Below are 24352 nucleotides of genomic sequence, written 5' to 3'. Positions count from 1 at the left end.
GTATTGGACTATACAGTCTTTGAAACGACTGTTAAACTAGACAAATCTTAGTCAACTACATTATTTACGTATACGGTCTACTTAATATTTATGCAGAACAGACTTGCTTTTGATTCATCTGAAGTTATATATCACGCGCAAGAACTACTCGATGCTGCGGCTAACCGGTATCGAATTACGGTGCAAGTAGCTAATCGTGCTAAACGTCGTCGTTACGAAGAATTTGATAGTGTTGATGATCCTTCAATGAAGCCGGCTATACGTGCCATTATCGAAATGTCGGATGAGCTCACTCAACCTGAAATTATTAGTGATAATTAAAGACTAAAATCATCTGTTCTATATCGACCTTGCTTTGCTAGTCCCATTTTTATATTGGTCCACTAAACGGGAAAGAGAATCTATATTAACTATATTTAATCTCAATAAGTAATGACTTGGAAAATCTCTCAGCTTCAAATTCAAACTTTTTGCTTACCTATCTATCGACGGAACATAAGACTGCTGATTATTACCCTTTTAAGCACTGGTTTAGTCATGGGGATAGGACAGCTTGAACTGACTTGTAACGGAAATTTTAGGGTTCAACCTATTAATGCCCAAACTCTACGACCCGAAGAAGTTGCTACTATAGTTTACGAAAAACTATCTTATCTGCCTAAAGAAAATCAATATATCCGTCAGGATACAGGAGAAGTTGACCCTTTTCAGACTCTGATCAGTCGTTTAATTCGTTATCATAGGGATTTAAAACGTCGTGCCCCCAGTGTTTCCCTCGATTGGAAAATTACTTTGGCTGACTATTTGGGGGTAAATGAGTCAATAAAAAAAGATCGTTATCCAGGGAATTCTACCTTAAAAAAGAATCCTATGGAAACTGACGTAGAAGCAATTCAGGACTTAAACCGCCATCAACGTCAAGAGTTAGTAGATTTGCTAGTCAGTATCTATACTCCTGAACAGAGAAAAACAAAGCCACCTACAGTTCAGAACGAATTAATACCTGAGTCCTCTACTGTAGCTCCTGCTACAGGACCTAGGCTTTCCAACCCGGGAGATGCTGATTTATTAAAGTTATGAGTGATAGCCTGCTTAAAAAAGGAATAGGATGGCGTATTGGTTGGAATCCCAAGGCTGTTACTTATCAAGGATTGATTGGTGGCAAAGATTGGGCTTTGGAATTAACGGGCGCCGAATTTAAAGATTTTTGTCGCTTGTTTAAACAGTTAACTGAAACAATGGAAATAATGTCTAAGGAATTAATGGAAGCTGAAAGAATTGCCTGTGAGGCAGAAAGCGAACTATTATGGTTAGGAGTAGAAGGATATCCTCACGCTTACTCCTTGCGTCTTATCCTTAATCAAGGTCGTTGTTGCGAGGGTAATTGGACAGAGGAAACAGTAGAAGAATTGTATCAAGCTGTTACAATTTTTACAATACTTTAATCTTTCCAGAAAAGACGATAGAATATGACGATAGGATATATAGTGTGAGTTATTTAAAGAGCATAATAATTACGAGTTTTTATATATTAGAATAGAAAAATTATAACGAGTAGACGCAAGAGCTTTTTTAAGAGACCCTAGGAAAGAAAAACTTAACAGTAACTTCAATCGAAACTTGATATGATTTACCTGTCAATGAAAAAACAGCAAACAGAACAAACAAAACACTGTTCACTGCTTTCAATTTATATATACCTAACTCTAACCACCTGCGACTGCTGGAACAATACTTACTTCATCCCCATCACTAAGGACAGTGTTCGTATTGTCTAAAAAGCGAATATCTTCACTATTGACATAAAAATTTAGAAAACGACGGGGAGCTCCAGTTTCATCACATAAACGCGCTTTAATTCCGGGAAAAGTTTCCTCGAGAGAGTCAAGTAATTCGTTAAAATTACTCGCTGTACACTCACAGTCTTTTTGATTATTTGTAAACTTTTGCAGGGGTGTAGGAATTAATACTTTAACAGCCATAGTTGTTTAATGATAAATAATTACCAATTATCTAATAATTAGCGTGGCAAAGAAGTGCAGTCATCAAGTATAACGGATAAAAGTTTCCCGACGACTACACATAAACTAAACCAAAACTTGTTGCCATTCAAGACGTTCTAGAGTCCGAGAACGTTCCAGGGCACGTTCAAAACTATCTAATTTTGGTTCAATAGTCAAAGGTTCACCTATATATCCTTGAACTGCTTCTTGAGTTTTTAGTCCATTTCCGGTGATATAGACTACAGTAGTTTCTTCAGGATCGATCTTGCCGTTCTCTACCAATTTCTTTAGGACGGCAATGGTTGTTCCTCCAGCAGTTTCAGTAAAGATTCCTTCAGTTTCCGCTAAAAGTTTAATGCCTTCAACAATTTCTGCATCAGTGACACTTTCGATATTTCCGTTAGTTTTGTGGGCGACATCGAGAGCGTAGCAACCATCAGCTGGATTCCCAATAGCTATAGATTTGGCAATAGTATTGGGTTTAACGGGAGCTATAAAGTCTCGTCCCTCTTTGAAGGCAGCAGCGATAGGGGAACATCCTTCTGCTTGCGCACCACTAAAGCGAACAAGTTTATCTTCAACTAATCCTGTTTTGACAAATTCTTGAAATCCTTTGTAAATCTTAGTGTAGAGGGAGCCGGAAGCTAAAGGCGCCACTACATGATCAGGGAGTTTCCAGCCAAGTTGTTCGGCTACTTCGAATCCTAAAGTTTTAGACCCCTCAGAATAATAGGGACGTAGATTAATATTAACGAATCCCCACCCATAGCCATTACCTACTTCGCAACAGAGACGATTAACTTGATCGTAGTTGCCTTTAACTGCCATCACTGTAGGATTGTAGATAAGAGTTCCTAGAATTTTACCCGATTCCAAATCAGCTGGAATAAAGACACAACAGTCTAAACCAGCATGAGCAGCAATAGCTGCTGTAGAGTTAGCTAAATTTCCTGTGCTGGCACAAGAAACTGTTGTAAAACCTAATTCTTTAGCACGAGTCATAGCCACAGAAACCACTCTATCTTTAAAGCTAAGAGTCGGCATATTCACAGCATCGTTTTTAATATAGAGAGCTTTCAGACCCAAGCGACGAGCTAGACGTTTTGATTTCACTAACGGAGTCATCCCAGTGCCAACGTCAATAGGATTTTCGCTTTCCACGGGCAAAAATGCTTTATAACGCCAAATAGAGTTAGGACCTGCTTCAATGATTTCACGGCTGACTTGAGTACGAATAGCATCATAGTCATAAGCTACTTCCAGAGGAGAAAAGGTCTCCTCGCACACATGAATAGCTTTCAGGGGATATTTAACACCACCTTCCTTGGAAACGAGATGAGTGAAAGTGGCAGGTTTGGTTGTGGTTTGAGTTTTCGTTGCCTGGGTCATGGGTCTTGATCCTGATTTCTCGTGAATCTTTTACTGAGATCTTCCGTGAATTTTTACTCGCTTTTAAGCATACTATCATGGTCGATTTATAGAGTCAAACATACCCGACTATTTTTGTCGGCATTAACATACTAGATATTTTTGTGCTAAATTACTTTCGATATGAAAATATACATCTATATAGTTAATAAAAGATAATAATTACACATTCATATTAATTGAAGTGTAATTATTATCTTTTATTAAAAGTGATAAAATATATTATTGATTAGAGCAAGCGGTCGAATTAGAACTTTAAATTTAAGGGCTCTTAGATTTTTAATGTTTATATTAATCTATCAAATTTAAAATTACAAAATCTACCAGACGATAATATCGTTTCAATAAAATTTTATTTTCTAAATACCTTAAATTACAATAAATGGTATATAAAAAGACTATCATTCCCAAGAAGCAGGTATTGTTCATTAGTAATGGCACAGGAGAAGATCTTAATGCAAGTCTCATACTCCAGTCACTGATTAAAATTGCTCCCAAAACTAATATAGTGGCGATGGCGTTAGTAGGATCAGGAAATGCTTACCAGCGTTTGGGAATTTCTCTTATCGGTCCGAGACAAACCTTACCATCCGGGGGAATTTTCTACACCCATTTTTTAAATTTAGTTAAAGATATATCATCAGGCTTAGTAGGATTGACATTACGTCAAATTAAATCATTGCTGAACTACCGCCAGCATTGTAGTTTTTGCGTCGCTGTAGGTGATGTTTTTCCCGTTGTCATGGCTTACCTTACTAACCGTCCCTTTGTGGCCTTTCTCGTGTCTACTTCTAGTTATTATGAAGGTAGACTTCGGCTACCTAAATTAACTCTATGGTGTTTACAATCACATAGGTGTCTGGCAGTGTTTACCCGTGACGCATTTACCGCCGAAGACTTACAACAACAAGGTATGACTAAAGCCACATTTGCTGGTTATCCTATTCTAGATGTTTTGTCTCCTACAGATAACAATTTGAATCTAAATCCCAAAATACCAACAATCGCCCTACTCCCTGGGAGTCGTCTTCCCGAAGCTCTTCATAACTTAACATTACAATTAAAAGTATGTGAGGCAATCAGTGAATTGGAAATAGTGCAATTTCGAGTGCCTTTAGTCTCCGATGTCATGGAAAAAGATCTAAAAACCATCGCCAAAAACCAGGGATGGCAATATCAATCACCGGGAATATTTAGTAAAACTAAGCAGGATAAGACGATCATTGTAGAGTGTTATTGGAATGCCTTTGCCGATATATTACAACGGTGCGATTTAGTTTTGGGGATGGCAGGAACAGCAGTAGAACAGGCAGTGGGTCTAGGCAAACCTATTGTACAGCTTCCAGGTTATGGTCCTCAATTCACTTATAGTTTTGCTGATGCACAAATGCGACTGTTAGGAATTTCCGTAAAAACTGTTGGGACAACTCCAAACAATCCTACTCTATTCACGGATGCTGCCCACACTATTCAAAGTATCCTTAAAAATCCCCAATATTTAGAAGCATGTTTAGAAAATGGACGGCGACGAGTGGGTCAAAAAGGAGGATCTGACAGCCTAGCATATGCTATCGCTCAGTTGTTGTAACCGCATTTGACATTAGCTGACAAAAATATAACCTCATCTATTGTCATCTATCCCGTTACGGGTTATCCTTTTCGAGACTATATATAAAAAAAACAATATATCAGTAGGATTATAATGCCACTATGAAACAACAAGGTGTAACCATTTGGTTAACGGGATTAAGTGGTGCTGGAAAAAGCAGTATTACCAGGATTTTAGGAAAAAAATTGAGTGATGGGGGCTATTCTACTGAAGTTCTTGATGGAGATGTTGTCAGAACAAATTTGACTAAGGGACTAGGCTTTTCTAAGGAGGATCGTGATACAAATATTCGCCGTATCGGTTTTGTGGCGGATTTATTAACTCGTCATGGGGTGATCGTTATTGTCTCAGCTATTTCTCCCTATCGTGATATTCGGAATGAAGTTCGAGCTAAAATTGGGAACTTTGTAGAGGTTTTTGTCAATGCGCCCCTAGATGTATGTGAAAACCGTGATGTAAAAGGATTGTACAAACGTGCTCGTTCAGGAGAAATTAGGTTTTTTACCGGAATTGACGACCCGTATGAAAATCCCTTAAACCCGGAAATAGAATGTCGGACTGATTTAGAAACTTTAGAGGAAAGTGTCGATAAAGTCTGGCAAAAACTTAGAGAAATGGGGTATATAGCTAAAAGTTGAATCATATATTCAAACTTTTATCTCTCAAAGTGGATAAAATTAGACCTTAATTTTAGAGAGCATACTTTAGAACATTAGAGTCTGCAATAAATAAAAATATATTTCATAGCAAAAAATTAAGTTACGAAAAAATTCAAAAATTGAAAAGTTTTCATCTCAAATCAAATGGAGAATATAAATTCAGTCTTGCTCAAAATGCAACTATAGCGACTACAACCACAAAGGAAATTATTCGACTATCTCTTCCCATCGTTACGCAAGAATGGGATGATAAAGACAAACCTTGGGGCAGCCTACAGCTAGCAGTTATAAAACTCGGTACCCATTGTTATCTTAATTGTCGTAATTTATCCAAGAAAAATTATGGTCGTTGCCACCCAGTCACTCGAAGAACTGTGCATTAATTCTATTCGCTTTTTGTCCATTGATGCTGTTGAAAAAGCTAAGTCCGGACACCCTGGATTGCCGATGGGAGCTGCTCCTATGGCATTTGTCCTTTGGGATAAGTTCATGCGGCACAACCCCAAAAATCCTAAATGGTTAAATCGTGATCGCTTTGTCCTCTCGGCTGGACATGGCTGTATGCTTCACTATGCGATGCTGTGTTTAACTGGATACGACAGTGTTTCCATTGATGACGTTAAGCAATTCCGCCAATGGGGATCAAAGACTCCTGGACATCCTGAAAATCATGTTACTGAAGGAATTGAGGTTACTACTGGACCTTTAGGACAGGGGATTGCCAACGGAGTGGGGTTAGCCCTAGCTGAAGCTCATTTAGCTGCAAAATTTAATAAACCAGATTGTAAGATTATCGACCAATATACATATGTGATTTTGGGCGATGGGTGCAATATGGAGGGAATTTCCGGAGAGGCCTGTTCTTTGGCGGGACATTGGGGTTTAGGTAAGCTAATAGCCTTATATGACGATAATCATATCTCCATTGATGGTTCTACGGATATTTCTTTCACGGAAGATGTCTCCAAACGGTTTGAAGCTTATGGTTGGCATGTTCAGCATGTTAAAGATGGTAATACAGATTTAGACGGTATTGCTAATGCTATTGAAGTAGCTAAAACAGTTACCGACAAGCCTTCTTTAATTAAAATTACTACTACCATTGGTTATGGTTCTCCTAACAAGGCTAACAGTCACGATGTCCATGGGGCAGCTTTAGGGGCTGATGAGGTTAAGGCTACTCGTGAACATTTGGGATGGAAATATGCTCCATTTGACCTCCCTACTGATGCCTTAGATCATCTTCGCAAAGCGGTTGCTCGTGGTGCAAGCTATGAAGCAGAATGGAATAAATTGTTTGCTCAGTACCAAACTAAATATCCTGAAGATGCTGCTCTTCTAAAGCGGATGACCAATGGTGATTTGCCCGATGGATGGGACAAAGCTCTTCCTACTTATACTCCCGAAAGTAAAAAAGACGCTACTCGCAACCAGTCCGGTGCAACCTTGAATGCGATCGCTAGCGTATTGCCTGAATTAATCGGTGGATCAGCCGATTTAGCTCCCTCTAATAAAACCTTACTTAAGGGTCTTGGAGATTTTCAAAAAGGGCAATACGGAAATCGTAATATTCGTTTTGGGGTGCGTGAACACGGTATGGGAGCTATTTGCAATGGGATAGCGGCACACGGATCCGGGTTGATCCCCTACGGTGCTACTTTTCTCGTTTTTACCGACTACATGCGTAACGCTATTCGTATCTCTGCTCTAGCTGAAGCAGGAGTAGTTTGGGTTATGACTCATGACTCTGTAGCTTTAGGAGAAGACGGACCCACTCACCAACCCGTTGAGCATATTGCATCTTTACGGTTAATTCCTAACTTAATTGTAATTCGTCCTGCAGATGGAAATGAAACCTCTGGTGCTTACAAAATTGCAATAGAAAACCGTCATCGTCCTACCTTATTAGCGTTATCTCGGCAAGGATTACCCAATCTAGCTGGAAGTTCCATTGATGCAGTAGCAAAAGGTGCTTACATTGTTAGCAATTGTGATGGTACTCCTGATATCATCCTCATTGGAACTGGTAGCGAAGTAGAACTTTGTCTTGATGCGGCAAAAGTATTGACTAGTGAAGGCAAAAAAGTTCGAGTTGTTTCTATGCCTACCTGGGAATTATTTGAAGAACAAGATATAGCTTATAAAGAGTCTGTTCTTCCCAAATCAGTTAAAAAACGTCTTGCCGTTGAAGCAGGAACTAGTTTTGGCTGGCATCGTTATGTCGGGGATGAAGGGGCTAGCGTCAGCATTGATACTTTCGGTGCTTCTGCTCCTGGTGATGTTGTCCTTAAGGAATTTGGTTATACTGTCGAGAATGTTGTTGCTAAGGCAAAAGAAGTTTTAAGTTAATTCATCCTTCTATATTTCCTTAAAGATAACCAACAGCCTTCTAGAATTCTAGAGGGCTGCTGTCGTTACTCATGATTATTTATATACAACATTTTATGAGAAGTTATAAATAACTAGTGCGCGCTTATTAGCTACATAGTAAATATTGTAACGAAATATTAATCAAAGAGTTGCTAAATTTACATATTTCTTGTTAAGATAAATAATCGTGGTAAGCAATCCTCAGTAGCTCAGCGGTAGAGCGGTCGACTGTTAATCGATTGGTCGTAGGTTCGAATCCTACCTGGGGAGTTTCTCTTGAGTTTATAGTATATTTCATTGATAGATAAATTGATTTAGTTAGTTATTAAATTTAGAAATTGGGATAAACAGTATAAATATTGTCCGCATCTAGTGTATTTAAAGATAAACAGCTTATTTCTCTAAAACTTTCTTTGCTTTATTATTCCGTTCTGACATCCAAATTTAATACTGATCATAAATTCTTTCTCATCAAACTGATTTTAAGTGACTATATTAAGATAAAGAATTTTAATCTAATACAAAATGTTAAAACACGATGTCATTATTGTTGGCGGTGGATTAGCTGGGTGTCGTGCCGCCCTGGAAATTAAAAGTCTTACCCCCACAGTTGATGTAGCTGTTGTAGCGAAAACTCATCCTATTCGCTCGCATTCCGTAGCGGCTCAAGGAGGAATAGCTGCCAGTTTAAAAAATGCTGATCCTAAAGACAGTTAGGAGTCTCATGCCTTTGATACTGTTAAAGGCTCAGACTATCTTGCTGACCAAGATGCAGTTATTTTATTGACAAAGGAAGCCCCTGATGTGATTATCGATTTGGAACATTTAGGTGTACTATTTTCTCGTTTAGAAGATGGTAAAATTGCTCAACGAGCTTTTGGCGGTCATGCTTATAATCGTACTTGTTACGCTGCGGATAAAACCGGGCATGCGATTCTCCATGAATTAGTCAGTAATCTTCATCGTAATGAAGTTACTATCTATGATGAATGGTATGTGATGCAATTGATTCTTGAAGAAGGCGATGCGAAAGGGATTATCATGTATCGCATCGAAGATGGCAAAATTGAAATTGTCCAAAGTAAAGTAGTCATGTTTGCTACAGGGGGGTATGGACGAGTATTTAATACAACCTCTAATGATTATGCGTCCACAGGAGATGGTTTAGCCATGTCTGCAATGGCAGGTATTCCCTTAGAAGATATGGAATTTGTTCAATTTCATCCCACCGGTTTATATCCTGTTGGGGTTTTAATTTCTGAAGCTGTACGGGGGGAAGGTGCCTACCTAATTAATAGCGAAGGAAGACGGTTTATGGAGGATTATGCCAGCTCTCGCATGGAATTAGCTCCTCGTGATATTACTTCTCGTGCTATTAACCGCGAAATTTTGGCAGGACGAGGAGTCTATCCTGATGGTAGTCCTGGTGGACCTTGTGTTTATTTGGACTTACGTCATATGGGAAAGGAGGTGATAATGAGTCGAGTTCCGTTTTGTTGGGAAGAAGCACACCGACTTATAGGAATTGACGCAGTCCATAAACCCATCCCAGTCCGCCCTACTGCTCATTATTGTATAGGAGGGATTCCTGTTAATACTCAGGGACGTGTCCGCCTCAGTAAAACCCAATTAACAGAAGGCTTTTTTGCAGCAGGAGAATGTGCTTGTATCTCAGTTCATGGAGCAAACCGGCTAGGCAGTAATTCTTTATTGGAATGTGTGGTTTATGGACGCATTATAGGTAGAAATATCGCTGAATATGTCCAAAATCGCAAGTTTTCTAAAATAGACCATTATACTTACTTAAACGCAGCAAAAAAAGGAATTCAAACTCTTTTAAATAAAAAAGGAACTGTTAGGTTAGAAGTATTACGTAAGCAATTTCAAGATTGTATGAGTGACTATTGTGGAGTTTTTCGTACCAAAAATAAAATGGAGGATGGATTGGTGAAAATTCAGGAATTAAAGCGACAATATAATAAAGTTTATCTTGATGACAAAGGTTATCTGTGGAATACAGAACTAATAGAGTCCTTAGAATTGCAAAGTGTTATGATAGTGGGAGAGATTATACTTACTTCTGCTCTAAGACGTCAAGAAAGTCGGGGAGCGCATTCTCGGGAGGATTATCCACAAAGAGACGATATTAATTTCTTAAAACATACTTTAGCCTATTATTCTCCAGTGGAAATTGACATTCAATATATGCCTGTGGTGATTGATATGTTTGAATTGAAAGAAAGAAAATATTGATCCTTAGAGTTAGTATTTCTCATCGATTTGAAGTTCATCAAATTAGTCAGTTTTGTTATGTTTGCTAATAATGATATGTCATGGTTTGATGGACTTACAGCTAGTCAATTTCTGTAACTCGCCAACTTAATTTAAGATTAAACCAGAAATTACAGACAGTTACTAAAGAAATTGCTAGTAGGTTAGCTGAATACTTACTGTAGTTTAAAATACTAACAAATACATTTAAAAACAATACATTGAGTATTAATCCTAACATACAAATTAAATTAAATTTAGTTAAGCGTTTTAATCTTTGTCTTTTCCCCGGTTGTCGGCGTGAAATATCTCCAAATGTCCAACAATCATTCCAGAGAAAATTATTAATTACAGCCAACTCAGCTGCAATAATCTTACTGCGGGTTAAAGGTAACCCTAAGCCTGTCTCGTCACTTAATAAATAAAGAAATACCATGTCAACAACAACACCAGTCAATCCGACTAAACCAAACTGGATAAATCGGGCTGAAATTGATAAGCGTAATCTCAATAAATGTTGAATATATTCCACATATTGTTTCCAAGTAACTTTACTCTCTCCGTCCTGACGTTCCTTAAATACATAACCTACTTCAGCAATCCAACTAATACAACCTCTTGCAGCCACCTCAATAAGAATTTTGTATCCCACTGGACTTAAGGTTTTACAAGCTATTGCACTACGGCGCACCATAAAATAACCACTCATAGGGTCGGAGAGGCGGCTAATAACTTCTGGAAGAATTATTAATCCTAGTATTTGTGCTCCACGGGAGAGAAAGCGACGCAAAATACTCCATTCACTGACACCTCCTCCTTCAATATGACGACTTGCCACCGCTAAATCAGCTCCTCTGTCCATTTCTTCTAATAATTTTTTTAATACTTCTGGAGGATGCTGTAAATCTGCATCAATAACTCCCAAAATTTCTCCTTGTGCTATTTGCCACCCTCGAATAACTGCTGTTGATAAGCCTTTTTCATCAACACGACGAACTACGTGTAGTTGTGGATAGTTAGAAGTTAATTCTAAAGCTAATTTCCAGGTGTAATCGGGACTATTGTCATCAACAATTATGATTTCATAACATCCTGGCATATATTGGTCTAGCAACTGACTTAAAATTTCAATAATATTCTTAATATTTCCGGCTTCGTTATAAGTTGGGAGAATGAGAGAGAATTTTGGAGGATAATCACAAACAACTACTTTAGTTGCAGGAGAGTAAGGAATTTTTAAAGCCCCAGAGGGAGCCGAGAGAAGGGATTGATTCATTAGTTGTTAATTTTCAATAAAGGTTATTTACATAATGGCTTGACAATATTACTAAATATCGGTCAGACAGTATACTAAGTAATAAAAACTGATTAAATATGACGACTTACAGTCAAAATACACTTTAAAAAATAAAATTGATTTGTTTGTATTCAATTCTAACAATCTGATTAGTTGACACAGATACTCAGAACAGAAAGGATTCTGAAAATAAATTACAGACAAAGTAGTTTCAGGTTTGTATCATACATCTTAATCCATATAAAAACTCTAAATTCATATATAACCAAACTTTATAAAGAGATAATTCAGTTTTTTTCTGAAAAAATACCTGATTTTTATTATTCATATAATATAATAAGGGGCTAAAGGTTGGGTATGTAGTTTAAATAATAGCGGGTTATGGTAGAAGTCAAACTTCGCGTTTTAGAGGCAATACTATTCTGACTTATCTACTAACTTTAGAATTAGTCAGCATGATGGCGCTGATTAATTCTTTTATTCAAAATTTTAACCTATTTTCCTATCATAGATAGGTTTCGAGTTTTATTGCTAATACCAATTGTTGGTTTAACTACTAGTACCAATGAATTAGAATTTATTAATCTATTTGAGTTTTAATTAGCAGAGAAGTGATTAATATGTATTCAAATTGATTGAAAGTCATCTTTTCTAATTAACTTAATATAGTTTCTACAGTTAAGTAACAGTTTTGCTGCTAGACTTAGTCCAAAATAATAGTATTATATTTTGAAATTATAATTTTTATAAACTGTAGATAATATTCATTTAAATGTCAAATTAAAATTCCTATTTTTTAATTATGTTTACATTAAGACTGAGATAACTAATTGTTAATTGTACCTTAGCTTTATAAAAAGGAACTATAGAAAAAACTATTTATCAAAGTCTACTTAATTCTGTTTCTTAAAAAGATCACTATAAGCTAAGTGAATTACATGCTTGTATTTGTTGTAGTAATTCTTTTAGCGTTCTAGCTGGTTCTAAGCAAACTAAACCTTGACAAAGTAGCCCAACAGAATCCCTCGGAAGATTATTATCAAGAAGATAAACCGTAGTAGGAAAATATTGGGAACTTAATTGTTCTAAAACCTCTGAATTAGCTCTTACTAAACTACCAAAACGATACCAATCTAGGGCTAAAAACAAACTTGGGCAAACTTTAGGTGATTGACTTAAAACATAACTAAATGCCTGTAGTCCTTGTTCGGCACGATCAAAATATTCTAAATTATCTGTAAGTAGGGCTAAGCGAACTAAATTGCTTAAAGCAACACCGTTAGCTGAGGGAGTAGAATTATCAGTATAATTTCGTTCACAAACTAATAAATCTCTACTATTATCAGAAGCGTTATCAAAGTAACCTCCCATCTCTACACTCCAAAAAAAATCATCGAATTCTTGTTGAACAGTGATTGCTTTTTCCAACCATTTGGTTTGACTTGGATTTGCTGTTTGTAGATCCAATAATGCTTTAATAAACAAAGCATAGTCTTCTGATTGGGCTAATACAGAGGGCTTACCACTATAGTTAATACGATTTAACCGTTGTTTTTTCCATTGTTTATTCAAGATGAACTCAGTAGCCCTGATAGCTAATTCCCAATATAGAGGTTTTCTAAAAACTCTATAGGCCCTAGCTAGTCCTGAAATCATTAAACTATTCCAGGAAACAATCATTTTTGTGTCCGTTACAGGAGGAATACGTCCTGGCCAAGATTTGAGTTTGACTTCTTCGTTATTTTTTGCTGGAGAAAAAATAGTTAATTCTTCTCTGGATTTTCCATAACGTAATGCGAACAGTTTATCTAATATTTTTTCTATATATTCTGAAAATACTTCTTCTTTACAGAATTGTAAAACATTTTTTCCTTCAAAATTTCCCTGAGGATTAATAGAAAATGCTTTTACTAACGTCTCTAACTCTTTTGGAGTTAAACTGTTTTGTAACTGTTGATAGCTCCAGACGTAAAATGCCCCTTCTTCTGTTTTTTTCTCTTGAGGATAAGTGAAACTATCTGCATCTTGGGAGGCATAAAAATATCCTTGGGGAGCTACCATTTCCCGTTGTAACCATTTCACCGTATGCGTAATCGTTCGTTTAAATGCTGGTTCGGTTCGACCTTGACTCCAAAGATTGGCTAAATACTCAATAATTTGCCCATTATCATAGAGCATTTTTTCAAAATGAGGTACTGTCCAAGTATGATCTATGGTATAACGATGGAAACCACCTCCTACATGGTCATAAATTCCTCCTAAGGCTAAGTCTTCCCCCCGTTGATTAACAAAAGCTTTACACTCTTCTTGAAAAGACCAGGTAAACCGACTTCCTTGTAAAGGGACATTTGCATATGGAATCATAGGAAAACAGGGATGGTTTACGTTTTTGTGGTTAATTTTGATGGCCTCTGTATTGACGATAATTCCCTTACAAAGAAGCTCGTCATTGAGTAATTCAGTTTTCGTTGAGGGAAGAATAATTGACTGTCGTAGGGTAGTTAAAATTTCCTGTTTAAAATTATTCAGTTTTTCGACTTCTATATTGTAAAAATAATGAACTGATTGTAAAACCTGCAATAAACTGGGGCGTCCATGACGAGGTTTTATAGGGAAATAAGTCCCCCCGTAGAAGGGAACTAGATCTCCAGGTGTTAAAAATATATTGAGTGGCCATCCTCCGTTTAATCCCATCATCTGAACTGCTTGCATATAAACTCTATCAAGATCAGGACGCTCTTCTCGATCTAATTTAATAGGCAGGAAGTTGACGTTGAGATAATTTGCAATTTCTCTATCACAAAAAGCTTCTCTTTCCATTACTGTACACCAGTGACAGCTAGAATAACCTATGGAAAGAAAAATTGGTTTGTTTTTCTCTTTGGCTATCGAGAGGGCTTCTTCACACCAATACCACCAGTCTATGGGGTTATCAGCATGTTTATATAAATAAAGACTTTGAGCTTTAGCCAAACGATTAGACATGAAAATTATAATAGTTACAAGCTTTCCTCAACAGTTTAACTAAAATATCAGGACAGTTCTTTTCCCATATCTAGTTAGCTAAAATATACTAAATCTAAATTAAGTAAAAGAAAAAGAAATATAAATTGATCAGGATTTACTTTTATAATCTCAGCTTATGCCAACTTTGCAATACTCCTATAAGGGACGGAACTCAATACTCATTAATAAGGTCAACAAACTACGTTGGGTTTTATTGCATAGCTCAATCGTTCTAACAGCTATAATGACAATTAAGTTATATAAAAAATATGAAAAAATTGAACTTATTTCTAAAACTTGCAACTTTAGCAAGTGTTGCTTTTCCTACTCTAATGCCTTTTAATATCTCTGCCCAAGCTTCAACTTTTGAGGAACAAGCTATTCAACAAAATAACGTTGTTGCGATTGCTAGACCTTATGGACAGGGTAAATACGACCTGTTGATTATTGAACAAATACCTGATAAACAAGCTTGTTGGACTGAAAAAGGTGCCAATCCTACTTTAGTAGAACCTCTTTTATTAACTTTTGACTTTACGGGAATTTGTCGCCGCGCCACTGATAGTAACGGCTATTCTATTCGAGTTGACGGAAATGACTTAGGATTAGATTACCTTTTGCGTTTAGTTCCCCGTGATGGTGAGTTAGTATTAGTAGGCACTCCAAGAGGTGGTAATTACCAAGAAATAGTTGTTGGCAGCACAAAAGGATTGGCTTCTGGATTCATGAAAGTGATTTTAAATCCTGGATGGCAATTTTCTAAACGAGCTTATCAAGGGAAAATGTTAGGTCACTTTTATTTGAGCGGATCTCAGGCAGCAATTACCGGAGAAATAAAAGTAACTGAAACAGCAATTAATCCTAAACGAAAAACTACCTCAACTGTAAATACCAATTTGGAAAGTATATTTACGGATATAAATAATAATGTCTATAAATCTGAAGTCGAACAAGCGGCAGTTATGAAAATTGTAACTGGTTTTGAAGATAATACTTTCCGTCCTCGAGAGGCTATTACCCGTGAAGAATTGATTGTCATGGCTGTTGACGCGCTTAGTAAGGTTTCTAATGTAGATCTAGAGACACAACCCAAACGGGATGTTGTTGCTTTTAAAGACGTATCAGGTGATCGCTGGAGTGCAAAAAAAATAAAATGGGCACAATGGAACTTCCTAAATAGTGGGAATCCCAATAATGCCCTTCAACCAACTGAGTATATTACCCGCGCTGAGTTAATTGATACTATACATCGTGTAACTATTCATCTAAAGAAACAACTCAATTTGCCACAGAAGACTCAACAAACCCAAAAACCAATTCAGTTTTCTGACATTTCTGGTAATTGGGCGGAAAATGTAATTAGCCAAATGTCTGGTTATTGTGGTGTTGCCAGTCCTCTTAACGAAGAAGGAACCGAGTTTGCCCCCAATCGTAAGGCGACTCGCGATTATACAGCAGCAGTTCTAGTAAGGGCGGTTAAATGTATTCAGTCAGAGTCAAATCAAGCTAACAATACTACTAAAAAATAAAAAAAGATTCTCCTTTTATTTTTCTTTGATTGTTTTTTCTGAATTCAGAAAGGGGATAATTTCAATATAGTACCTCTAGATTTTCATCTCCAAAGGGTAAGGAACTTCCTGCCTTTTGAAGATGAAAATTTATTGACTGCTAGATGATTTTTCCATTGGGAATAATAGCATTCTTAAGAATCACTACAATACCATTACGAATATAAAAGCCCTCATCTTCACAATTAGATTCTTCGACTTGTTCTTTATTGACAATAGTAACATTTAGGCCAATCCGCGCGTTTTTATCTACGATTGCTCGTCTGATTGTGCTGTTTTCTCCAATCCCTATGGGAATTTTACCCTGCTGTTTTTGAGTTTGTCTCGTTTCTGGAGATTCATAATAATCCGCTCCCATCATCATCGTATCTTCCACCGTACAATTAGATTCAATTCTTGAACGAATTCCTAATACAGAATTGTGAATACGACAGTCTTTAATAATACAGCCTTCACTAATCATTGATTCAGTGATGTTAGAGTTAAGAATTTTTGTTGGGGGTAAAGAACGTCCACGGGTATAGATTGGGGCTTTTTCATGGTAAAAGCTAAAAGATGGTGTTGGCTGGCGATTAAGGGATAAATTAGCTTCATAAAATGCCTCAATAGTTCCAATATCTTCCCAATACCCCTTAAATAAATAGGCTTGTAAATTGTAATCCTTAGCAGAGAAAGGAATAATTTCTTTCCCAAAATCTGTTTGTTCTGGATTTTTCTGCAAAAGTGTAGCTAAGACCTCTTTTTTAAAGACATAAATTCCCATAGAGGCAATATAAGGACTTTCTTTGGCTTGTGCTGCGTTTAAACCTAGGACAGTTGTATTTACTGCCATCTGTTTCAGTTCTTCCCCTGTAGGTTTTTCACTAAAATCAACTACGCGGCCATGATCATTAATTTTCATTAATCCAAAACTAGAGGCCCGCTTTTTATCAATAGGAACTACTGAAAGTGTAATATCAGCATTAGTATCCCGATGCCGTTGGATGAAATCACTATAATCCATCCGATACAGATGATCTCCAGATAGAATTAAATACTCATCAACATCCCATTCTTGAAATGCCCAAAGGTACTGGCGTACTGCATCAGCTGTTCCTTGGAACCACTTAGGATTTTTCGGAGTTTGTTGTGCCGCTAATACTTCCACAAATCCACTACTAAACCCCGAAAAACTGTAAGTTCGAGTGATATGACGATTAAGAGAAGCAGAATTGAATTGAGTTAAAACATAGATTTTGAGAATTTCTGAGTTAATACAATTACTAACTGGAATATCGATTAGACGATATTTACCTGCGAGAGGAACAGCAGGTTTAGCCCGCAGCTTAGTTAGGGGATAAAGCCGCGTACCTGCTCCGCCACCAAGTATAATTGCTAAAACTTTTTTCACAATAAAACCTCGCGATTGCCTGTTACACCTCTTTTAGACAAGTGTATGACTGTAGGGGACATCTGGGAAGCAAACTTCAGATATCTATCTATAATGGACTATCCACTCTCTTATTATTCAAAGCACCAGCTAACTAGAATATTAAGACACCATTTTTCGTAAAAAGTAATAGTTTTTATATGATTTTTATTAAGAAATAGAAACTAAAAATAGCAACCAGAATCTTATATTAAATATCGTAAACTTAACCATTTACTAACAAGGTGGTGTAATACTAAGTTGAAGGATAATTCGATCAATAGCACGTACTAGAGAAGAACCAGAAACCCGAGGATTATTGACGAGAATACTAAAGACCACCTTTCCAAAGTTGGGATGGTTCATGTACCCTGATAATGCCCGAACTCCTCGCAATGTCCCTGTTTTAGCATAAACTTTACCTTGGGCAGGAGTTCCTTTCATACGATTTCTAAGGGTTCCACTTATTCCAGCAATAGGTAAAGAGGAATAGAAGACATCCCTATCCGGAGCATAATACATTGCCCGTAGGGTCATTATTAATGATCTGGGAGTGGCAACATTGCGTCGAGATAATCCTGAGCCATCGGCTTGACGGAAACTATTAGGATTAACCCCCATTTGAGCTAAGGCTAATTTAGCAGCAGATGCTCCCCCGATATGACTCAAAAGGATATCAGCATGATAGTTATCACTTCTAACGTTAGTAACTTTAATCCAATCTTGTAGAGATTTAGACTTAATCTTAGATTGAGGATCTAATTTTTGTAGAGCAGCAGCAGTAGTAAATAATTTAATATTAGAGGCAGGAATAAAAAATTTATCGGCGTTATGACTGTATAAAGTAGTCCCTTCTTCTATTTGTTCCGCCAGAATTCCCCAGTTATCCCGATAGCTGCCCATGATATTAGAGATAACTGGTTCAATTAAAGTTGCACAGCCTGCCGACGTTCTTGGTTCAGATTTAGGAACATAAATTTCAATGGACTGTCTCCCCTGGAAATAATCGATTGTAGTGATAGAGTTAGTTTCTCCAGCAATAGACGAATTCCCCCAAGCAAGGGAAATTGTTGTCAAAATAGCGAGGGACTGAGAGTAAGAAGCAATTCGTTTCATGACTGTACCGTTTTTTGTCAACTATCTGTTACATAAAAATTGATATCTACTGATCATTTAACTAATCAATTTAAATTAAAAGTTAATCAAAATATGATTTAGATTAAGATGTCTTGCATTCAGTCAGTATTGCCTGAGTAGAGTAAACCACAATACTTAAATACTTCTCATACCAATAACTACAGACATAAAGAACTCCACTTAACTTAGGAAATATAGGCGAAATTCTAGACAATTTTAGCCATATTTAAGTTAAGGTCAGTTCTTAAAACACTTAGATTACTGTATTTTTTTCTATTTCAGATTTTTAGACTCTTGTTGAGCTTGGATTAGCCCAAAAAAGGTCTAAAACCATGTTTAATAGAAGCTTGGCCGATTTGCTCCATTTTACTAACAGTAATTTGATTACGACCCCAAGAAAAATTAGTATGCCAGCCTTCAAACTCCAGTAAAATGCCTTCGGCAAAACAGGCGAACATTTGGCGAGAAGGAATATCCATGTTGACAATTTCCATTATTTTCCAGTTGATATCCAGAGAATGCTCAACAATTCCTCCCTTAAGGATATGAACATCGGGATGCTGAATTTTAGTATCTAAATTTTTAGGATAGCCGCCATCTATAATAACAGCAGGCTTTTTCAAGATCTCGGAATTGATTTCCATCCCTTTAGGCATACTGGCTACCCAAACAATGATGTCAGCCTGGGGTAATGCCTCTTCTAGCTCCAGAATTCTACCTCGTCCTAATTCTTCTTGTAGTTTTTGTAGCCGTTTTTGATTTCGAGCAATTAATAACAATTCGGCTACATCAGTTTTTCTATCTAACCAACGACAGACCGCACTTCCAATATCACCTGTTGCCCCACAGACGGCAACCGTTGCTCGAGATAAGTCAATACCAAGCTGGACTGATGCTTGCTCAAGCTGGCGACAGACAATATAGGCAGTGTGAGTATTACCTGTAGTAAAGCGTTCAAATTCTAACTCTACATTACGAACTTGCTTGTTATCTTTGAGGTTGAATTCTTCAAAAATAATTGAAGAAAATCCTCCCAATGCAGTGATATTAATGTCTGACTTTTGTGCTAAAGCCATGGCATTCAAGATCTTACGAATAGCAGCCTTAATCCGTCTATTCATAAGCATTTCTGGTAAGAAACAAGATTCTATATATCTTCCTTCTATGGTTTGTCTCGTAACACTGGTGACATGGAAATTATCAACAATTTGTGGTGGAGCTGAACACCAAAAATCAAGACCTTGATTGGCGTATTCAGGGTAGCCGAGAGCATGGGCAACGGCTTGGGCGTGTTCCAAACTGGTAAGATGACCGATCAGACCAAACATTGATTGTTTTTAAGTTAGACTATGCTTATAAGAAGCGGAAAATAAAGAGGACAGGATTTAAATAGTATTAAGACTGTTAACAATATTACATAAAAACACCCCTCTTGGAGAGAAATAACTTATTGAAATATTTTTTGAGGAGAAAAATTAAGCTCATGAAGTGTTGTACTTGGTAGTATGTAAATTTCCTTAATTGCCTGTTTAATCAGTCATTTAACCGAAATTTTAATGCCGACGGGTCCATAATTATTAGTGTCTATATCAAAAAAACGGCAAAATAATCCGATCTATCCTTTTGATATTCAATAAGGGAACTCAACTTGTTAAATACTTCAGTGTTTGACTTATGTTGTTCAATAAACCTCTATATCTACCCCTCAATCAAATCAGAGTTATTCCAAACTAAATTGAGTTAGTTGTTTATTTTCTCCATAGTAGTTAACATTATCAAAAAAATGATAATGTTAACTACTATGGAGTTCTTTTAAAAATAGAAAAATCAAACTATATATCACTAGTCATACTGATAATAATATACTGTGTTTTTAACATATAATTATCAATATAATACCTCCTAAAAAATGTCTTTGGTTCATCTATTATAATAGTACTTAATCACATTTGTCTAAAAATCATATAACCGCTGATTATTATAACATTTCACAGAATAGAGGCACAGTTCATTGAAGTTCAGTCTTCTTAGTTATGTTCTACCTTTTAGTGGATTAGATTTTGAGGCAGATTATGTTATCTTGATGGACCAAGATACTATTCATCATATTCCTTTAATAAAATATTTTTTACAGAGGTTACTTCCTGAAGATGTTTTTATAGACTTAGTATCTTGATTATATTTTGTTTAATACTTATTTGTTAAGCTGAAGTATATAAAACTATGAATAAATACTTTACCGTTTAATTATTTTGCGTTGATTTTTGTTGCAATTAAAACTAACCTGTTTGATATTTTTAGAAAAAAAATGATTTTATAAAACTAATTTTTATAAGTTCATATTATGTTTGACCTTTCTCTATAGCTTTTTCGTATATATTTTAGGTGATATTTATAGATTATGATATGCAGAAATATTAGAAATACAAAATATTAACTTTTGTTTAAAATAAATTACGATTAAAATTTATATAACTAAAACTATAATTTTAAAGACTCATTAAGAATACTACAAATGTTGATTTGCTATATCTAAGTTAAGAAAAAATACACTTTAATAAAATATTAATTAAAGTGTATTTTTTCAAATAAAGTTGATACTCTTTTATTGAATTATGTAACTCTGAACATACTTCAATATTAGTAGCGTAGAGATAAACTATATAAAATAGTTTTGTTTAATATAATTCTTGGTACAATTTTATAAAAAACTTTTATGCATAAGAACTTTACCAAATTGTATATAACAATCAATAGATAATTAATTATGATATATTATCACGTATATTCTATTTAAATTAACTTATAAACTCATCTAATTTTAACTAGATTAATTTCTTGTATATCTTCTCAAAATAACTGATAATTGATAGTCAGTATTTTATAAAAAATCTCGTGTCTAATCAGAAAAAAGTTTCTCGTTCCCTATTTAGTATTGCAAGCATTGTTGCCATAGCTACCCTAATTAGTAAAGTCTTTGGGTTAATTAGAGAACAAGTGATTGCTGCAGCCTTTGGAGTAAGTTCAGTAGTTAATGCCTATGCTTATGCCTACGTAATTCCAGGGTTTCTCTTAATTCTTTTAGGAGGAATTAACGGACCTTTTCATAGTGCCTTAGTTAGTGTTCTTGCTAAACGTAATAAGTCCGAATCTGCGTCCATTGTGGAAACAGTCACTACTTTAGTAAGTATTATTTTGCTGGTAACTACTATAATTCTAATTGTCTTTGCTGGGATATTTATTGACATCCTAGCCCCAGGATTAGAAGAGACAACTAGAGTGATTGCAGTTCAACAACTACAAATTATGGCTCCCTTAGCTCTTCTAGCAGGACTTATTGGTATTGGTTTTGGAACTCTCAATGTAGCTAATCATTATTTACTCCCCAGTATTAGTCCTTTATTCTCTAGTTTAGCAATTGTGATCAGTATTGGGATTTTCGTTTGGTCAGTGGGGAATCAAATTAACTCTCCTCAATATGTTCAGCTAGGAGGAATGGTTTTAGCTGGAGGAACTCTTATCGGCGGAACTTTACAGTGGATTGTTCAATTAATTGCCCAAAGTCGTGCTGGAATGGGAAAATTGCGCTTGCGTTTCAATTGGCGTATTCCAGGAGTGATAGATGTGATACGAGTTATAGGACCTGCTACCCTCTCATCAGGAATGTTACATGTTAACGTCTATACTGATCTTTTTTTTGCGTCATTTATTCAAAATGCAGCAGCTGCCATGCGGTATGCAAATTTTGTTGCCCTAACACCTTTGGGAATCATTTCTAATATGATTTTAGTTCCCTTCCTACCGATATTTTCTCGTTTGACAACCCCAGATAATTGGCCAGAATTAAAATTAAGAATCCGTCAAGGACTATTCTTAGCCGCATTAACAATGCTCCCTTTAACAGCTACTTTTACGGCTCTTGCTCCGTTAATTATTAAGGTGATTTACCAACGAGGAGCTTTCAAATCAACTGATGTAGATATTGTTGTTCCGGTTTTAATGTCTTATGGATTAGGAATGTTCTTTTACTTGGGTAGGGACATTTTGGTTAGGGTATTTTATGCCTTAGGAGATGGAGAAACTCCCTTTAAGGTGAGTGTTTTTAATATTTTTCTCAATGGATTGCTTGATTTCTTATCATATAAGTCCTTTGCTACCTCAGGATTAGTATTGGCTACTATTGGAGTAAATATCACATCAATGATAATATTCTTATGGATCTTAAATCGTCGTCTTCATGGTTTACCATTAAAAGAATGGGGACAATCTTTGTTGAAATTAATAGCCATCAGTGGCATAGCTGGTACAGGAAGTTGGATAATTAGTTTGGCTTGGGAACAACTCTTAGGAAGTAATAATTTATTGCTGCAATTATTACAATTAACTCTAGCTTTGGGAGTTGCTTTTGGTCTCTTTATTGTTCTGTCTATGCAATTAAAACTGCCTGAAGTAGAGATCCTTCTCTCTCGTATCAGCCAAAAATTTAACAAAACTTGAGAACAAACTATAAAAACTTAACAAATTTAATATTTTCTTATTAGTTGAAAAATTTCTCTAAAACAGGAGTAATTTTAAGAGCCTAGCTAGAGTAGAGATATCTTAAAAAGTTTTTGACAACCAGGGTAGGCTATATTAACTTTATGACCAACTTAATAATCACTAGTTTCAAAAAGTATCAGCCCACCCAATAATTACTAAATTAAAAGAGAACTTGGTGTTCTATTCATTAATTTACTCATCTTTGTCTTGACCTTCGTTATTATTCCCATTCTGGTTGCCGGCATGGTTTCTACCTCGAGATGAAAACCGAGAAGACTTCTGACGGAACTGACGAGCGTAAGCTTGATTTCGTTCAGCTTTCTCTTTTTTTAGATTACGACGTTTAGCCACTATGATTTCCTCAGTAATTTTAGATAAGATACTCATAAATAAAGTTATTCTCAAGACTAACTTGAGTTGACTTCGAGCAAATTTTGACGGATTAAAGATAGAAAGTTTAGATCCGATCCGAATAATTTCTGTAACATCCTTAACCATATCAGCTTTTGCTGTTTTATTCAGGTCTAATGTTATTAATCCTGAATTTTTGTTCTATCCACTTAGCTTGATAAAGCTAAGTGGATAGAACATCTTCTCTCAACTTACAATTAGTTCTTTAAACAAGCTCAACTACTGCATTCTCTGAGTTCAACGAATTTTTCCGAACATAAACCAATGTCACGGCTCTATACTCAGAGAACAACTATGTTAGTCTTATCCACTAGTCTCTGAATAAGACTAACATAGGATAATTTTCTCAACCAAGTATTTTTCATAAGCATTAAGACAAAAATTCGGAAGACAGCCTGCCACAGATTAATCTGGAATAAATCTAACTAATTAATGATAACGAACTTAATTATTGAGCTATTATTTTTATTTCTGCTCTACATCTTAGCACTTCTCATTTACTCGACGCAAATTTATAATACTTTTTCATGGGTCATTGGAATATCTATTATTTGCTATTAGAACTATTTCATATTCTATGACAGATATTAAAATATACTAGCAAATTACCAAATAAACCCAAGAATATTGACTAGGTTACTTTTTT

Annotated in this window: 18 protein-coding genes, 1 tRNA gene and 1 pseudogene; 12 read left to right on the top strand and 8 right to left on the bottom strand. The window is 35.9% G+C overall.

All coding sequences use genetic code 11. The features are described 5' to 3' along the window. Positions 1 to 90 precede the first annotated feature (90 nt). From OXU93_RS06755 to OXU93_RS06745, 3 genes are all read left to right on the top strand, one after another. A complete protein-coding gene (locus tag OXU93_RS06755; protein ID WP_267383426.1) occupies positions 91 to 321 on the top strand; it encodes a DNA-directed RNA polymerase subunit omega in 231 nt (76 codons plus the stop codon). A gap of 111 nt (positions 322 to 432) precedes the next feature. After that, a complete protein-coding gene (locus OXU93_RS06750; protein ID WP_267383425.1) occupies positions 433 to 1080 on the top strand; it encodes a hypothetical protein in 648 nt (215 codons plus the stop codon). After that, positions 1077 to 1445, top strand: coding sequence for a DUF1818 family protein (locus tag OXU93_RS06745; RefSeq protein ID WP_267383424.1), 369 nt, complete (start codon positions 1077 to 1079; stop codon positions 1443 to 1445). Before OXU93_RS06750 ends, OXU93_RS06745 begins: the two co-directional genes overlap by 4 nt. Before the next feature lie 261 nt (positions 1446 to 1706). Here OXU93_RS06745 and OXU93_RS06740 read toward each other — a convergent pair whose 3' ends face one another. Both OXU93_RS06740 and thrC read right to left on the bottom strand, forming a co-directional pair. After that, positions 1707 to 1982 (bottom strand): MoaD/ThiS family protein, encoded by a 276-nt coding sequence (locus OXU93_RS06740; RefSeq protein ID WP_267383423.1) that lies wholly within the window; start codon positions 1980 to 1982, stop codon positions 1707 to 1709. Positions 1983 to 2087: 105 nt separating this feature from the next. Beyond that, the gene (gene thrC, locus OXU93_RS06735) at positions 2088 to 3392 is read right to left on the bottom strand and encodes a threonine synthase (RefSeq protein WP_267383422.1); all 1305 of its coding nucleotides are present in this window, start codon (positions 3390 to 3392) and stop codon (positions 2088 to 2090) included. Between the two features lie 421 nt (positions 3393 to 3813). Between thrC and OXU93_RS06730 the strand changes: the two genes are divergently transcribed. The 6 genes and pseudogenes from OXU93_RS06730 (at position 3814) to OXU93_RS06705 (ending at position 10322) form a co-directional block, all read left to right on the top strand. Then, positions 3814 to 5019, top strand: coding sequence for a lipid-A-disaccharide synthase-related protein (locus tag OXU93_RS06730; RefSeq protein WP_267383421.1), 1206 nt, complete (start codon positions 3814 to 3816; stop codon positions 5017 to 5019). Between the two features lie 122 nt (positions 5020 to 5141). After that, positions 5142 to 5678 carry an adenylyl-sulfate kinase gene (gene cysC, locus OXU93_RS06725; RefSeq protein ID WP_267383419.1) on the top strand — a complete coding sequence of 179 codons (537 nt, stop codon included), beginning with the start codon at positions 5142 to 5144 and terminating at the stop codon, positions 5676 to 5678. A gap of 140 nt (positions 5679 to 5818) precedes the next feature. Continuing rightward, on the top strand, positions 5819 to 6082 hold the full coding sequence (locus OXU93_RS06720; protein ID WP_267383418.1) for a hypothetical protein: 264 nt from the start codon (positions 5819 to 5821) through the stop codon (positions 6080 to 6082). Next, positions 6042 to 8048, top strand: a complete 2007-nt coding sequence (gene tkt, locus OXU93_RS06715; protein WP_267383417.1) for a transketolase — start codon at positions 6042 to 6044, stop codon at positions 8046 to 8048. Before OXU93_RS06720 ends, tkt begins: the two co-directional genes overlap by 41 nt. A gap of 219 nt (positions 8049 to 8267) precedes the next feature. Next, positions 8268 to 8339 (top strand) — tRNA-Asn (locus tag OXU93_RS06710). Between the two features lie 255 nt (positions 8340 to 8594). Beyond that, positions 8595 to 10322: pseudogene (locus OXU93_RS06705) on the top strand (succinate dehydrogenase/fumarate reductase flavoprotein subunit). A gap of 100 nt (positions 10323 to 10422) precedes the next feature. Here the strand turns inward: OXU93_RS06705 and OXU93_RS06700 are convergent. Then, positions 10423 to 11616 carry a glycosyltransferase gene (locus OXU93_RS06700; protein WP_267383416.1) on the bottom strand — a complete coding sequence of 398 codons (1194 nt, stop codon included), beginning with the start codon at positions 11614 to 11616 and terminating at the stop codon, positions 10423 to 10425. Between the two features lie 939 nt (positions 11617 to 12555). Further along, a complete protein-coding gene (locus OXU93_RS06695; RefSeq protein ID WP_267383415.1) occupies positions 12556 to 14622 on the bottom strand; it encodes a thioredoxin domain-containing protein in 2067 nt (688 codons plus the stop codon). A 290-nt stretch (positions 14623 to 14912) separates the two neighbouring features. Here OXU93_RS06695 and OXU93_RS06690 point away from each other — a divergent pair, with 290 nt between their 5' ends. Beyond that, the gene (locus OXU93_RS06690) at positions 14913 to 16172 is read left to right on the top strand and encodes a DUF3747 domain-containing protein (RefSeq protein WP_267383414.1); all 1260 of its coding nucleotides are present in this window, start codon (positions 14913 to 14915) and stop codon (positions 16170 to 16172) included. A gap of 139 nt (positions 16173 to 16311) precedes the next feature. Here OXU93_RS06690 and OXU93_RS06685 read toward each other — a convergent pair whose 3' ends face one another. The 3 genes from OXU93_RS06685 to OXU93_RS06675 form a co-directional block, all read right to left on the bottom strand. Continuing rightward, the gene (locus tag OXU93_RS06685; RefSeq protein ID WP_267383413.1) at positions 16312 to 17601 is read right to left on the bottom strand and encodes a glucose-1-phosphate adenylyltransferase; all 1290 of its coding nucleotides are present in this window, start codon (positions 17599 to 17601) and stop codon (positions 16312 to 16314) included. A 255-nt stretch (positions 17602 to 17856) separates the two neighbouring features. Then, positions 17857 to 18735 (bottom strand): D-alanyl-D-alanine carboxypeptidase/D-alanyl-D-alanine-endopeptidase, encoded by an 879-nt coding sequence (gene dacB, locus OXU93_RS06680; protein WP_267383412.1) that lies wholly within the window; start codon positions 18733 to 18735, stop codon positions 17857 to 17859. A gap of 329 nt (positions 18736 to 19064) precedes the next feature. Continuing rightward, the gene (locus tag OXU93_RS06675; RefSeq protein ID WP_267383411.1) at positions 19065 to 20084 is read right to left on the bottom strand and encodes a long-chain acyl-[acyl-carrier-protein] reductase; all 1020 of its coding nucleotides are present in this window, start codon (positions 20082 to 20084) and stop codon (positions 19065 to 19067) included. Between the two features lie 683 nt (positions 20085 to 20767). On the opposite strand from OXU93_RS06675, the gene OXU93_RS06670 reads away from it, so the two are divergent. Both OXU93_RS06670 and murJ read left to right on the top strand, forming a co-directional pair. Continuing rightward, on the top strand, positions 20768 to 20932 hold the full coding sequence (locus OXU93_RS06670; protein WP_267383409.1) for a hypothetical protein: 165 nt from the start codon (positions 20768 to 20770) through the stop codon (positions 20930 to 20932). Positions 20933 to 21651: 719 nt separating this feature from the next. Then, positions 21652 to 23253: a murein biosynthesis integral membrane protein MurJ gene (gene murJ, locus OXU93_RS06665; protein WP_267383408.1), complete on the top strand. Its 1602-nt coding sequence runs from the start codon at positions 21652 to 21654 to the stop codon at positions 23251 to 23253. A 234-nt stretch (positions 23254 to 23487) separates the two neighbouring features. Here the strand turns inward: murJ and OXU93_RS06660 are convergent, their stop codons facing one another. Further along, positions 23488 to 23793 (bottom strand): hypothetical protein, encoded by a 306-nt coding sequence (locus OXU93_RS06660; protein ID WP_267384889.1) that lies wholly within the window; start codon positions 23791 to 23793, stop codon positions 23488 to 23490. Between the last annotated feature and the right edge of the window lie 559 nt (positions 23794 to 24352).

The sequence above is a fragment of the Cyanobacterium sp. uoEpiScrs1 genome, from assembly GCF_947331815.1.
In the GTDB taxonomy this organism is placed as follows: domain Bacteria; phylum Cyanobacteriota; class Cyanobacteriia; order Cyanobacteriales; family Microcystaceae; genus Rippkaea.
This window is presented reverse-complemented; position numbering and strand designations above follow the sequence as displayed.

Excerpts from the sequence above, each read along its gene's own strand:
- OXU93_RS06755 (WP_267383426.1), top strand. The coding sequence starts at position 91 with ATGCAGAACAGACTTGCTTTTGATTCATCTGAAGTTATATATCACGCG.
- OXU93_RS06750 (WP_267383425.1), top strand. The coding sequence starts at position 433 with ATGACTTGGAAAATCTCTCAGCTTCAAATTCAAACTTTTTGCTTACCT.
- OXU93_RS06745 (WP_267383424.1), top strand. The coding sequence starts at position 1,077 with ATGAGTGATAGCCTGCTTAAAAAAGGAATAGGATGGCGTATTGGTTGG.
- OXU93_RS06740 (WP_267383423.1), bottom strand. The coding sequence starts at position 1,982 with ATGGCTGTTAAAGTATTAATTCCTACACCCCTGCAAAAGTTTACAAAT.
- thrC (WP_267383422.1), bottom strand. The coding sequence starts at position 3,392 with ATGACCCAGGCAACGAAAACTCAAACCACAACCAAACCTGCCACTTTC.
- OXU93_RS06730 (WP_267383421.1), top strand. The coding sequence starts at position 3,814 with ATGGTATATAAAAAGACTATCATTCCCAAGAAGCAGGTATTGTTCATT.
- cysC (WP_267383419.1), top strand. The coding sequence starts at position 5,142 with ATGAAACAACAAGGTGTAACCATTTGGTTAACGGGATTAAGTGGTGCT.
- tkt (WP_267383417.1), top strand. The coding sequence starts at position 6,042 with ATGGTCGTTGCCACCCAGTCACTCGAAGAACTGTGCATTAATTCTATT.
- OXU93_RS06700 (WP_267383416.1), bottom strand. The coding sequence starts at position 11,616 with ATGAATCAATCCCTTCTCTCGGCTCCCTCTGGGGCTTTAAAAATTCCT.
- OXU93_RS06695 (WP_267383415.1), bottom strand. The coding sequence starts at position 14,622 with ATGTCTAATCGTTTGGCTAAAGCTCAAAGTCTTTATTTATATAAACAT.
- OXU93_RS06690 (WP_267383414.1), top strand. The coding sequence starts at position 14,913 with ATGAAAAAATTGAACTTATTTCTAAAACTTGCAACTTTAGCAAGTGTT.
- dacB (WP_267383412.1), bottom strand. The coding sequence starts at position 18,735 with ATGAAACGAATTGCTTCTTACTCTCAGTCCCTCGCTATTTTGACAACA.
- OXU93_RS06675 (WP_267383411.1), bottom strand. The coding sequence starts at position 20,084 with ATGTTTGGTCTGATCGGTCATCTTACCAGTTTGGAACACGCCCAAGCC.
- OXU93_RS06660 (WP_267384889.1), bottom strand. The coding sequence starts at position 23,793 with ATGGTTAAGGATGTTACAGAAATTATTCGGATCGGATCTAAACTTTCT.